The organism is Micromonospora sp., from assembly GCF_048594385.1.
In the GTDB taxonomy this organism is placed as follows: domain Bacteria; phylum Actinomycetota; class Actinomycetes; order Mycobacteriales; family Micromonosporaceae; genus Micromonospora; species Micromonospora wenchangensis.
Window position 1 is genome coordinate 1 of the sequence record NZ_JBMDWU010000418.1, and the last position, 10,605, is coordinate 10,605.

General features: G+C 73.8%; 13 protein-coding genes. 6 read left to right on the forward strand and 7 right to left on the reverse strand.

Annotated features, from left to right (window positions below; all coding sequences use genetic code 11):
• Positions 1 to 837: formate dehydrogenase accessory sulfurtransferase FdhD (fdhD, locus tag ACOJTC_RS22350; RefSeq protein WP_420118353.1), on the reverse strand; the 837-nt coding region annotated here is incomplete at its 3' end.
• 214 nt (positions 838 to 1,051) lie between these two features.
• On the opposite strand from fdhD, the gene mobA reads away from it, so the two are divergent.
• From mobA to ACOJTC_RS22365, 3 genes are all read left to right on the forward strand, one after another.
• Positions 1,052 to 1,693 (forward strand): molybdenum cofactor guanylyltransferase, encoded by a 642-nt coding sequence (mobA, locus tag ACOJTC_RS22355; protein ID WP_420118354.1) that lies wholly within the window; start codon positions 1,052 to 1,054, stop codon positions 1,691 to 1,693.
• Complete coding sequence (locus ACOJTC_RS22360; protein ID WP_088643673.1) at positions 1,690 to 1,947, forward strand: DUF6457 domain-containing protein; 258 nt, start codon at positions 1,690 to 1,692, stop codon at positions 1,945 to 1,947. The genes mobA and ACOJTC_RS22360 overlap by 4 nt, the downstream gene beginning before the upstream one ends.
• A gap of 140 nt (positions 1,948 to 2,087) precedes the next feature.
• Complete coding sequence (locus tag ACOJTC_RS22365) at positions 2,088 to 3,200, forward strand: T3SS (YopN, CesT) and YbjN peptide-binding chaperone 1 (RefSeq protein ID WP_204925469.1); 1,113 nt, start codon at positions 2,088 to 2,090, stop codon at positions 3,198 to 3,200.
• Positions 3,201 to 3,254: 54 nt separating this feature from the next.
• Here the strand turns inward: ACOJTC_RS22365 and ACOJTC_RS22370 are convergent, their stop codons facing one another.
• On the reverse strand, positions 3,255 to 3,713 hold the full coding sequence (locus ACOJTC_RS22370; RefSeq protein WP_204925468.1) for an Lrp/AsnC family transcriptional regulator: 459 nt from the start codon (positions 3,711 to 3,713) through the stop codon (positions 3,255 to 3,257).
• A 59-nt stretch (positions 3,714 to 3,772) separates the two neighbouring features.
• Between ACOJTC_RS22370 and ddaH the strand changes: the two genes are divergently transcribed.
• Positions 3,773 to 4,606, forward strand: a complete 834-nt coding sequence (ddaH, locus tag ACOJTC_RS22375) for a dimethylargininase (protein WP_420118355.1) — start codon at positions 3,773 to 3,775, stop codon at positions 4,604 to 4,606.
• A gap of 46 nt (positions 4,607 to 4,652) precedes the next feature.
• On the opposite strand, the gene ACOJTC_RS22380 is transcribed toward ddaH, so the two are convergent.
• Positions 4,653 to 5,867, reverse strand: a complete 1,215-nt coding sequence (locus ACOJTC_RS22380; protein WP_204925467.1) for an ABC transporter substrate-binding protein — start codon at positions 5,865 to 5,867, stop codon at positions 4,653 to 4,655.
• 29 nt (positions 5,868 to 5,896) lie between these two features.
• Positions 5,897 to 6,742 carry an alpha/beta hydrolase family protein gene (locus ACOJTC_RS22385; RefSeq protein WP_420118356.1) on the reverse strand — a complete coding sequence of 282 codons (846 nt, stop codon included), beginning with the start codon at positions 6,740 to 6,742 and terminating at the stop codon, positions 5,897 to 5,899.
• 71 nt (positions 6,743 to 6,813) lie between these two features.
• On the opposite strand from ACOJTC_RS22385, the gene ACOJTC_RS22390 reads away from it, so the two are divergent.
• Entirely contained in the window at positions 6,814 to 7,404 is a 591-nt protein-coding gene (locus ACOJTC_RS22390) for a bacterial proteasome activator family protein (protein WP_204925465.1), read from the forward strand.
• A gap of 2 nt (positions 7,405 to 7,406) precedes the next feature.
• Here ACOJTC_RS22390 and ACOJTC_RS22395 read toward each other — a convergent pair whose 3' ends face one another.
• The 3 genes from ACOJTC_RS22395 to ACOJTC_RS22405 all read right to left on the reverse strand — a co-directional run bounded on the left by ACOJTC_RS22395 (position 7,407) and on the right by ACOJTC_RS22405 (position 9,955).
• The gene (locus ACOJTC_RS22395) at positions 7,407 to 8,219 is read right to left on the reverse strand and encodes an HAD family hydrolase (RefSeq protein ID WP_420118357.1); all 813 of its coding nucleotides are present in this window, start codon (positions 8,217 to 8,219) and stop codon (positions 7,407 to 7,409) included.
• A complete protein-coding gene (locus ACOJTC_RS22400; RefSeq protein WP_420118358.1) occupies positions 8,219 to 9,040 on the reverse strand; it encodes an HAD family hydrolase in 822 nt (273 codons plus the stop codon). The genes ACOJTC_RS22395 and ACOJTC_RS22400 overlap by 1 nt, the downstream gene beginning before the upstream one ends.
• 186 nt (positions 9,041 to 9,226) lie before the next feature.
• Positions 9,227 to 9,955 carry a hypothetical protein gene (locus tag ACOJTC_RS22405; RefSeq protein WP_420118359.1) on the reverse strand — a complete coding sequence of 243 codons (729 nt, stop codon included), beginning with the start codon at positions 9,953 to 9,955 and terminating at the stop codon, positions 9,227 to 9,229.
• 153 nt (positions 9,956 to 10,108) lie between these two features.
• Here ACOJTC_RS22405 and ACOJTC_RS22410 point away from each other — a divergent pair, with 153 nt between their 5' ends.
• A complete protein-coding gene (locus ACOJTC_RS22410) occupies positions 10,109 to 10,537 on the forward strand; it encodes an OsmC family protein (protein ID WP_088643598.1) in 429 nt (142 codons plus the stop codon).
• Positions 10,538 to 10,605: the final 68 nt, after the last annotated feature.

Consider the following 10,605-nt stretch of genomic DNA (forward strand, 5'->3'; position numbering starts at 1 on the left):
GCTGCCGGTGTAGACGTTCATGGTCCGGCCACGGAGGAAGCCGACCAGGGTCAGCCCCGCCTCGTCGGCCAGGTCGGCGGCGAGGGTGCTCGGCGCGGAGACCGCCGCCAGCAGCGGCAGCCCGGCCATCCACGCCTTCTGGGTCAGCTCGAAGCTCGCCCGGCCGGACACCATCAGCAGGTGCCCGGACAGCGGTAGCCGCCGTTGCCGGACCGCCCAGCCGACCACCTTGTCCACCGCGTTGTGCCGGCCGACGTCCTCGCGCAGCACCACCAGTTCGCCGTCGGGGGTGAACAGGCCCGCCGCGTGCAGGCCGCCGGTGCGGTCGAATGCGCGCTGCGCCGCGCGCAGCCGGTCGGGCAGCTCCGCCAGCAGCCTCGCCGGCACGGTGAGCGGGTCGTCGGCGACGGTGAACCGGGACCGGGTGCGCACCGCGTCGATGCTGGCCTTCCCACACACCCCGCAGGAGCTGGTGGTGTAGAAGTTGCGCGCCGGGTCCGTCGCCGGTGCCGGCACGCCGGGGGAGAGCACCACGTCGACCACGTTGTACGTGTTGGGTGTCTCCGCCCCGGAGCAGAGCTGGGCGGTGTGCACGTCGGCGTCGCTGCGGATCAGCCCCTCGGTCAGCAGGAAGCCGATGGCCAGGTCGAGGTCGTCTCCGGGGGTACGCATGGTCACCGCCAGCGGGCGTCGCCGACCCGGCCCGCCGGGGCCGACCCGGATCTCCAGCGGTTCCTCCACGGCGAGCGTGTCCGGCCGGCGCAGCGCCACCCGGGCGTCGTCCGCCGCGTCGAGGTCGATCCGGAGCACGCTCCGCCGGTCAGTGGCCCGTCCCATCCCGCCATCCTGCCCCGCCCGCCCGGCCCCCCGCACGCTGACCACCCTGGCTGCGGTCCCCACCGCGCCCACCCGGCAGTCCCGGGCCGCCGGCACCACCCGGCAGTCCCCGGCCGCCGGCAGCGGGCGTCGGCCCGGCAGCCGGGGACGGGACGGAACCGGGAGGCCGCGCGAGCGGAGCACGAAGGCCGGGCCCGGCGGCTACCGTGGCCGGGTGACGGCGTACGCGGCGGTGGTGCTGGCCGGTGGGGCGGCCCGCCGGATGGGTGGGCGGGACAAGCCGGCGGTGCCGGTGCACGGCCGACCGATGCGGGACCTGGTGCTCGCCGCCGTCGCCGACGCCATACCCCGGGTGCTGGTCGGGCCGGGTGGGGCGCTGCCAGCCGACGTCCTGGTGACCCGGGAGGAACCGGCCGGTGGGGGGCCGGTGGCCGCCACGTCCGCCGGGCTGGCCCTGCTCGGTCCCGGTCCGGCGGTCGTCGCCCTGCTCGCCGCCGACCTGCCGCTGCTCACCCGCCCGGCCGTCGGCGCGCTGCTCGACACGCTCGCCGCCGAAGCCGGTCCGGCGGCGGCGGACGGTGTCTGCCTGGTCGACGACCGGGGGCGACGCCAGCCGCTGTGCGGGGTGTGGCGGGTGCCGACGCTACGCGCCGCGCTGGACCGGGTCGCCGCCCGCCGTTCCGAGCCCGTCCCCGGGCGGCCCCGGGGAGCCGCCGCGCTCGCCGGGGCGTCCATGCGGGAACTGCTGGGGGAGCTGACGGTACGCGAGTTGGCCTGGTCCGCTGCCGGCCCGCCACCGTGGTTCGACTGCGACACTGACTCCGACGTACGCAGGGCGGAGGAGTGGACGCGATGACCGTGCTGGACGACTGGGTGACGGCAGCCTGCGCCGAGCTGGGTCTCGACCCGGCCGAGGTGCCGGTGCCGACGGTGCTGGACCTGGCCAGGGACGTCGCGCACCAGGTGCTACGGCCGGGTGCGCCGGTCACCGCGTACCTGCTGGGGGTGGCGGTCGGACGCGGCGCGGACCCGGCAGCGGCGGCGGCCCGGCTCACCGGGCTGGCCGCCCAGTGGCCGGTGGAGCTGGGCGGCGAGCGCCCCGCCTCCTGACCGACCGGGCGGACCCCGGCGCACGATCCGGTCCGTCGTGCCTTGGCGAAGGGCGGCGGGCGGCGGTGTCCGATGCCGGTCGCGGTGGATTCGTTCTCCGGCCCGCCTGGGTAGGGTGACCTTGACGGATGGAGGCGATCATGACGGCGGACCACCCCTCGAAGCCGACCGGTGACCAGCCCGGCACCTCGCCGGCGCACCACGACCACCACGAGTCGGTCCTGCTGGACGAGCCGAGCACGGCCGACCTGCGGGCCAAGGTCACCGAGGCGTGGCGGGAGTTCGCCCGGGCGCTCGCCGAACGGCTGCGCGAACTGCCCACCGGGGCGCAGCTCGAAGTGACCCTGGACCCGACCGCCTCCGGCACCGGCGACGCCGTCTACTCGATCAGTGTGGCCGTAGGTGAGCAGGGACGGCTGTCCGCGCGGGCGGTCGGCAACGCCACCCTGCCGCAGGGCTTCCGGCTGGACCGTGCCGCGGTGGCCGACATGATCGCGCTCGGCTGGTCGCCGCCCGGCGTGGTGGCCGGCTCCGGCGAGCGCTTCGGCCTGGACGGGTCGACCGGGGACGCCAGCAAGCTGGCCGGGCTGCTCTCCCGCACCCTGCGCGACGTGTACGGCGCACCGCACCCGGCCTTCCTGGTCTATCTCAGCCAGGACGCCGAGGGGGAGCCGTTGCCGATCGAGGCCCTCGGCACCGCACGCAGCGAGTTCGGCCCCGACCGGGACGTCGAGGCCGACCTGGACGAGGCGCTGGCCGCCGCCGCGAACGCCCAGAGCGAAGATCAGGAGGTGCTGGACCTGCCCGAGCGGGTCCGGACGGTGGTGTCGACGATGCTCAAGTCGACCTCCGAGCACCTCCAGATCGACTCCGACGGGGACATCAACATCCGGGCCGGCTCGGCGATGGTCTTCGTCCGGGTGCGGGACAACCCACCGCTGGTGGACGTCTTCTCGCCGGTGCTGACCGAGGTCGAGCCGACGGAACGGTTGTACGTGAAGCTCTCCGAGCTGACCAACCGGATGCCGATCGGCCGGTTGTACTGCGCCGACGACACGGTGTGGGCGTCCATCCCGGTCTTCGGGCGCAACTTCCAGGCCACCCACCTGATGCTGGCCGTGCAGGTGATGACGGGGCTCGCCGACGAACTCGACGACCGGTTGCACGGCGAGTTCGGCGGCAAGCGGTTCTTCGGCGAGGGCGACAAGGCGAGCCGGGGCGACACCGGGCACCGCACCGGCATGTACCTCTGATCCACCGCCGCACCGGGCCGCAGGCGCGCCGGCCCGCCCGCCCCCGGCCGGGTGTCAGGGGGTGGACGGGCCGACGCCTGGCGACTCGACCAGCCGGGACAGCACGATGGTGCTCCGGGTGGAGGTGACGAACGATTCCGCCCGCAGGCGTTCGAGCGCCTCCTCCAGGTGGGAGATGTCGGCGGCCCGCAGGTGCACGAGCGCGTCGGCCTCACCGGAGACGGTGTACGCGCCGACCACCTCGGGGTGCCGGCGGGCGGCCACCCCGAGCTGGGTGGGGGTGGTCCGGCCGGCGCAGAACAGCTCGACGAACGCCTCGGTGGTCCAGCCGACGGCGGCCGGGTCGACCACGGCGGTGAAGCCCCGGATCACCCCGGTGGCCCGCAGCCGGTCCACCCGTCGCTTGACCGCCGGAGCGGAGAGTGACACCCGGGCGCCGATATCCGCGTACGAGGTTCGGGCGTCCGCCACGAGCAACGCAATGATTCGCTGGTCGACCGCGTCTATCTGCAACGTTCCGCCTCGGGGAAGCAATGGTTCTGGCTGTTACCAAAGTTCTACGCTACCTACCCTTGGTGACCGTGAACCAGCAGCGCGTCCCGCGAAAGCGGACATATCTCATGTGTGCCCCGGAGCACTTCGCGGTCGAGTACGCCATCAACCCGTGGATGGACCTCACCGTCGGCGTCGACGTGGCACTGGCGGTCGATCAGTGGGACCGGCTGCGGCACACCCTGGTGGACCTCGGTCACGACGTGCACGTGCTCACCCCGCAGGCGGGGCTGCCGGACATGGTCTTCGCGGCCAACGGCGCCTTCGTGGTGGACGGGACGGTCTACGGGGCGCAGTTCAAGCACGAGCAGCGGGCCGCCGAGGCCGCCGCGCACCGGGAGTTCTACCAGAAGCACGGCTGGCACTTCATCGCGCCGAGCGAGACCAACGAGGGTGAGGGCGACTTCGCCTACCTGCCCGAGGCGCACGGTGGGCTGATCCTCGCCGGGCACGGGTTCCGCACCGAGCTGCCGGCGCACGCCGAGGCACAGGAGGCGCTGGGGCGTCCGGTGGTGTCGCTGCGCCTGGTCGACCCGCGTTTCTACCACCTGGACGTGGCGCTCGCCTCGATCGACGACGGCAACGTCGCGTACTTCCCGGGGGCGTTCTCGGCGGCCAGCCAGCGGGTGCTCGCCCAGCTCTTCCCCGACGCGGTGCTCGCCGACGACGAGGACGCGCTGGCCTTCGGCCTGAACCTGGTCAGCGACGGGGCGAACGTGGTGCTCAACAGCGACGCGACCCGGCTGGCCGGCAAGCTCAAGGCGGCCGGCTACACCCCGGTCCCGGTGGAGCTGGCCGAGTTGAAGAAGGGCGGCGGCAGCGTCAAGTGCTGCATCGCCGAGCTGCGCCCCTGACCGGCTCCGGCACCACGAGGGGCCGGCCCGACCGGGGCCGGCCGGCTCAGCCCAGGGTGGCGATCTCGTTGATCAGGACGTTGGAGAGCAGCCGGCCGTCGAACTGCACCTTGCGCAGGTACCACTTCTGCTGCGGGGTGCGCGGCTGGTTGAACTGCCACGGGCCGCGCGGGCTGTCGATCTGACCGATCTTGCCCAGCGCCAGGTTGACCTGCTGCGCGGTCGGCTCGGCACCGGCCAGCCGGATCGCCTTGTCGAGCACCTGCGCGGCGTCGTACGAGGCCATCGCGTAGGTGGTGGGCGAGACGTTGTAGGTCTTCCGGTAGGCCGAGGCGAAGATCCGGTTGGCGTTGTTGTTCAGGTCGGCCGAGTAGTTCAGCGCGGTCTGGATGGTGCCGGCCTTGAGGCTCTCGTCCGCGTTGACCAGGGTCGACCGCAGGTCGGTGAGGATGTTGCCCTCGGTCAGGAAGCCGGGCGCGTAGATGTCACCGAACCAGCGGCTGCGACGCAGTTGCCTGATGAACTGCTCACCTGCGGTGCCGGAGTAAAAGCAGAAGATTCCGTCCGGCTGGCGGCTGAGCGCCTCGTCGATCTGCGCGCGGAACTCGTTGTCGCCGGGGGCGGGGTTGGCGGTGGTGAGGATGGGGTCACCGATGATCCGGGGGTCGTCGGTGCCGAAACCGTCCCGGAAGCCGTTGATCACGTCCTGGCTGGCGGTGCCCTCGGGGGCGACGATGGCGAGCCGGCTTCCGGTGGGGAATGTTCGCCGCAGGTACGACCCGAGCGCCCGGCCGGGCTCGTCCAGCACGTACGACGTCCGCCAGATGTAGACGACGCTCTGCAGGCTGGGCGGGGAGGCGTTGGACCCGATGAGCGGCACCCGGGCCTTCTCCACCGCGTCCCTGATGCCGGACATCACTGTCGAGTTGACCACGCCGGTCATGGCGAGCACGTTCTGGGCGAGCAGGTTGTCGACGGCGGCCTGGCCGCTCTTGGCGTTGTCGCCCTCGTCGACGGCCACCACCGTCGTCGGGTGGCCGCCGAGCTGCTGCCCGTTCATCGCCAGGAAGAGCTGGAAGCCGTTCTCGATGTCGATGCCGATCGTCTTGCCGTCGCCGTTCTCCGGCCGGATCAGCCCGATCTTGATCGGCTTGCCCGGGGCCGGCGTCTCGGTGTCGTCCGTGCCGCAGGCGGCGACGAGTCCGGTCGTGCCGAGCGCGGCCAGCAGTTGAAGGGCCCGCCTGCGGTTCATCTGCGACACCGAAATCCTTCCGGGAGCATTGCCGGGCGTCACCGCCCCTCCGGCGTTCTACCTGGTGGGCGACCCTGCGTCAATGGATCTTGATCTTCAAGCAACGACTGCAACGCAGCCCTTACCTGGGGCCAGGCCGCCGAGAGCGGGTCGATCAACCCGAAGTGCTCGCATTCCGGCAGCTCAATGAGGGTGACCGGGGCACCGGCGGCCCGTGCGGTGGCAGCATATGACCTGCTCAGGGCGGCCGGTACCTGGCGGTCCCCGCCGCCGTGCAGGATCACCGTCCGTGTCCGTCGTGGCACCGAACGGCAGGGGTCGGCCACCGCGTACCGCTGCGGGTGTTCGGCCGGGCCGCCGCCGAGCAGCGCGGCCACCGCCCCCGAATCCAACCCCAGCCGGTACGCCTCGGCGAGGTCGGCGACCGGGGCCAGCGCCAGCACCCCGGCCACGTCCTGCGGAGCGTGCGCCGCCACGTGCAGCGCGAGCTGCCCACCCGCCGAGTGCCCCAGCAGCAGCGGCGGCCCCGGCGCGACCAGCCCCGGCAGCGCCTGCGCCACCAACCCGGGCAGCGCCGCCACCCCGGCCCGGACGTCGGTCAGCGTGTTCGGCCAACCACCGCCCGGCTGGCCGGTGCGCCGGTACTCCAGCTGGGCCACCGGCCAACCCGCCTCAGCGAGGGCGGCGGCGAGCGGGCCGGTGTGGGTGCGGTCGTACTCGGCCCGCCAGAAGCCCCCGTGCACCACCGCGACCAGCGGCCGGACCGGACCACCACCGGCCGGCCGGCGCAGGTCGACGAGCTGCTCCGGCTGGTCGCCGTAGGCGACGGTCAGGTCCGGCGGCGGGGCGGGCCGGCTGAGCACCGCCCGGGGGTCGTGGGACATGCCGGCGACGGTAGCGCGGCTGGTGGCGGTCCGGGTGGGTGCGACGGGAGCGGGTGGGTAAGGATGGGGCCATGACCGAAGCGCACCCCACTGGACAAGCTGACGAGCCGGGCCGCCCCGACGGGCAGTCGGGCACCCTGGTCGTGGTCGGCCCGGACGGCCGCCCGGTGGGCACCATGCAGACCGACGAGGCCGGTGAGGACCCGACCCGCCTGGTCGAGCAGCCGGCCAAGGTGATGCGGATCGGCAGCATGATCAAGCAGTTGCTGGAGGAGGTCAAGGCCGCCCCGCTCGACGACGCCAGCCGGCACCGGCTGCGGGAGATCCACCAGCGGTCGATCGTCGAGCTGAAGGAGGGCCTCGCCCCCGAGCTGCGCGAGGAGCTGGAACGGCTCTCGCTGCCGTTCGCCGAGGACCAGGCGCCCAGCGAGGGCGAGCTGCGGATCGCCCACGCCCAGCTCGTCGGCTGGCTGGAAGGGCTCTTCCACGGCATCCAGGCCACCCTGGTGGCCCAGCAGATGGCCGCCCGGATGCAGCTTGAGCAGATGCGCTCCGGTGGCCGCCCCGCCCTGCCCAGCGGCCCCGGCGGCGGGATGATCCCCGGCATGCCCGGCATGGGCCAGCCCGGTGGCGAGGGCCACAACACCGGCCAGTACCTCTGAGCTCAGCCCACCCCGAAGACCTTCTCCAGGTACGCCGCCACACCGTCGGCGGTGTTCGCCCCGGTCACCTCGTCGGCGATCTCCAGCACGGCGGGGTGTGCGTTGGCCACCGCCACCGCGCGCCCCGCCCAGGTGAGCATCGGCACGTCGTTGGGCATGTCACCGAAGGCGAGCACGTCGGCCTGTGCCACCCCGACCCGGGCCGCGTACCAGGCCAGCCCGGCGGCCTTGGTCACCCCGGCGGCGGAGATCTCCACCAGCCCGCTGTACGACGAGTGGGTCGCCTCGGCCAGCCCCTCCAGGGCCCCCGCCACCACCTGCACGAAGGCGTCCGGGTCCTGGGTGCCGGCGCGGGCCAGCAGCTTCACCGCCGGCACCGAGGCCAGCTCCTCCGGCGACTCGACCGCCCGGATGGCCTCGTGGTCGGCGTCCCAGCGCAGCGGGTAGTGCGCCTCGTGCCGCATCTGCCGGCTGTCCACGATCTCCACCGCGAAGCTGACCTCCGGCACCGCCGCCCGCAGCCGCCGGGCCACCTCGGCGAGGAGTTCCGGGGCCAGCGGGTCGGCCCGCAGCACCTGATCGGTGTCCGGGTCGTAGACCACCGCGCCGTTGGCACAGATCGCCGGCAGCGGGGCTGCGAGCTGGTCGTACACCAGTTGGAGCCAGCGGATCGGGCGGCCGGTGACCAGCACGACGGGGGTGCCCGCCGCGGCGATCCGCTCCAGCACCGCCGCCGTACGGGCGCTGAGCCGGCGCTCGTCGCCGAGCAGGGTGCCGTCGATGTCGCTGGCGACCAGCCGTGGTGTCTCTGCCATCACCGGGAGAGTAGCCGGTCGAGATAGACCGCCACCCCGTCGTCGTCGTTGCGCAGGGTCACCTCGTCGGCGGCGGCCCGCACCAGCGGATGCGCGTTGGACACGGCCACCCGGGACCAGCCGGCCCAGGCGAACATCGGCAGATCGTTGGGCATGTCCCCGAAGACCAGCACGTCCGCCGGGTCGACGCCGAGCCGCTCGGCGACCACGGTCAGCCCGCTGGCCTTGTCCACCCCGGCCGGGGTGATCTCGACGAAGCCGAGCCCGGCCTGGGTGAGGGTGGCGACCTGCGGCGGGACGATCCGGCGGGCGGTGGCCAGCAACTCGTCCACGTCGTGGTCGGCGGTCCGGACGAACGCCTTGATCACGTCGAGGGCGAGACATTCCGCCCGAGTCCGCGCCTCGAACCGCTCCGGGTAGGGCCAGGCCGGGTGGTAGTCGCCCCAGAGCGGCGCGTCGTGCTCGTCGGACCCCTCGACCATGACGGTCAGCGGGCCGACGGCGGCCTCCAGGTCGGTCAGCAGACCGGCCAGCACCTCGGCGGAGAGGCGCTCGTCGCGCAGCACCACCGGGCCGGTCGGGTCGCTCTGGTCGACCACGCAGCCACCACCGGCCATCACCAGGAAGTCGGCGGCCCGGATGTCGTTGCGGGTGAGTTCCTTCAACCGGGGGCCGCGGCCGGTGGCGCCGACCACCGGGATACCGGCGGCCCGCACCCGGTCGAGCACCCCGTGGGTGTACGCCGAGACGGAGTCGTCGCTGCGCACGAGCGTTCCGTCGAGGTCGGTGGCGATGAGTTTGGGCAGTCCCGGGCGGGTCATCGTTCCTCCTTGCCCGCCGCCGTCCGTACCGGTCGTCCGACCCGGTGTGACGGCGGGCAGCAACCGTACCTCGCCGTCCGGGTCGCAACCATGGCTTCCGGGCGAATCAGCAGGCAACGCCCGGTGACCGCCGCGCGGCCCTCGGCCGGGACGCGGTCACGCTGATCGGATTCGGGCCCGGCGGGCTCAGGGGTGCGGTTCGCGGCGGGCGAACGGGACCGTCGGGGTGACGGTCAGGCCGGCGGGCGCGGCCGGCCGCTCGTCGTCCCCGTCCGGGTCGACCCCGTGCCGGTCCACCGCGTCCGGGTCGGCACACGGCCCGACGGCGTCGGCCGGCGGACCGTCCGGCTGCGCGACGGCGGTGAGCAGCGCCGCCCCGACCAGCGCGACGGCGACGAAGGCCATCACCAGGCCCCGGCCGTAGTCGACCCGGAACCCGTCCTCCGGGGAGTAGAACAGTGCCCGCTGGCCCGAGTCGTCCAAGGAGAAGGCGGTGACGGTGAGCAGGACCGCCAGGGCGCCCGCCACCGCCAGCCCGGCCACCCGGGCGTCGTGCCGGACCGCCGGCCGCCCGCGCAGGGTCAGCGCCACCGCGACGCTGAGCAGCAGGAGCCCCACCAGGTACGCGATCCCGAAGCCGCCCACCTCGGCCACGCCTCCGGGCACCCGGATGGTGCCGCTGCCCTCCGGACCACCGTTCGGCACGGTCATCACCAGCCACTCCCCGGCCATCGACGCCGTGGCGGCGACCGCGCCGAGCAGGGCCAGCACCGGGGGCAGCCGCCGGTCCCGGCGCAGCGCGGCGGGCCAGTGCCCGAACCGTGCGCCGGCCGGTCGTGCGGGGTCACCCCACTCCAGCACGGGGGTGTCGTCCGAGCGGTCGTCCTGTCTCGGGATGGGGAGATCCTGGGACATCGGCTACCTTCCGCGTCGCGGGCCTGACCCGCATCATCCCACGCCGGTACGCCCCGACCCGGCAGCGCCGACGCCCCGAAACGCCGTACGTCGGCCGCCGCCGGGCCCGCCGGGTCGGTCGCCGCGGGCGGGGCTTTCGACTAGCGTTCGGGTATGCCTATCCGTACCGCATCCGCACGTTGGCAGGGCAACCTCACCGAGGGCGCCGGGACCGTCCGCACCGGCAAGGGTGGCCTGGAGGGGAACTACTCCTTCAAGTCGCGCTTCGAGGAGGGCGAGGGGACCAATCCGGAGGAGCTGATCGGGGCCGCCCACGCGGGCTGCTTCTCGATGGCGCTCTCCAAGCAGCTCGCCGACGCCGGGGTGTCCGGCACCTCGGTGGAGACCACCGCGAAGGTGCACTTCGACAAGACCGACGCGGGCATGACCGTCACCCGGATCGACCTGGAGACCGTCGGCCAGGCCCCGGGCCTGGACGAGGCCCAGTTCACCAAGCTGGCCGAGGCCGCCAAGGAGGGCTGCCCGATCTCCCGGCTGCTCTCCCCCGGCGCGCAGATCAGCCTCACCGCCCGCCTCGCCTGATCCGTCCCGTCCGCGGCCCGGCCCCGGGGCCGGGGCGGCCGGGGGTGCGCCCGGGGGCGGACGGGCCC

Bases quoted from the DNA above. Each gene is read 5' to 3' on its own strand.
- ACOJTC_RS22360 (WP_088643673.1), top strand. From the start codon at position 1,690: ATGACCGTGCTGGACGACTGGGTGACGGCAGCCTGCGCCGAGCTGGGT.
- ACOJTC_RS22365 (WP_204925469.1), top strand. From the start codon at position 2,088: ATGACGGCGGACCACCCCTCGAAGCCGACCGGTGACCAGCCCGGCACC.
- ACOJTC_RS22385 (WP_420118356.1), bottom strand. From the start codon at position 6,742: ATGTCCCACGACCCCCGGGCGGTGCTCAGCCGGCCCGCCCCGCCGCCG.
- ACOJTC_RS22390 (WP_204925465.1), top strand. From the start codon at position 6,814: ATGACCGAAGCGCACCCCACTGGACAAGCTGACGAGCCGGGCCGCCCC.
- ACOJTC_RS22395 (WP_420118357.1), bottom strand. From the start codon at position 8,219: ATGGCAGAGACACCACGGCTGGTCGCCAGCGACATCGACGGCACCCTG.
- ACOJTC_RS22400 (WP_420118358.1), bottom strand. From the start codon at position 9,040: ATGACCCGCCCGGGACTGCCCAAACTCATCGCCACCGACCTCGACGGA.
- ACOJTC_RS22405 (WP_420118359.1), bottom strand. From the start codon at position 9,955: ATGTCCCAGGATCTCCCCATCCCGAGACAGGACGACCGCTCGGACGAC.
- ACOJTC_RS22410 (WP_088643598.1), top strand. From the start codon at position 10,109: ATGCCTATCCGTACCGCATCCGCACGTTGGCAGGGCAACCTCACCGAG.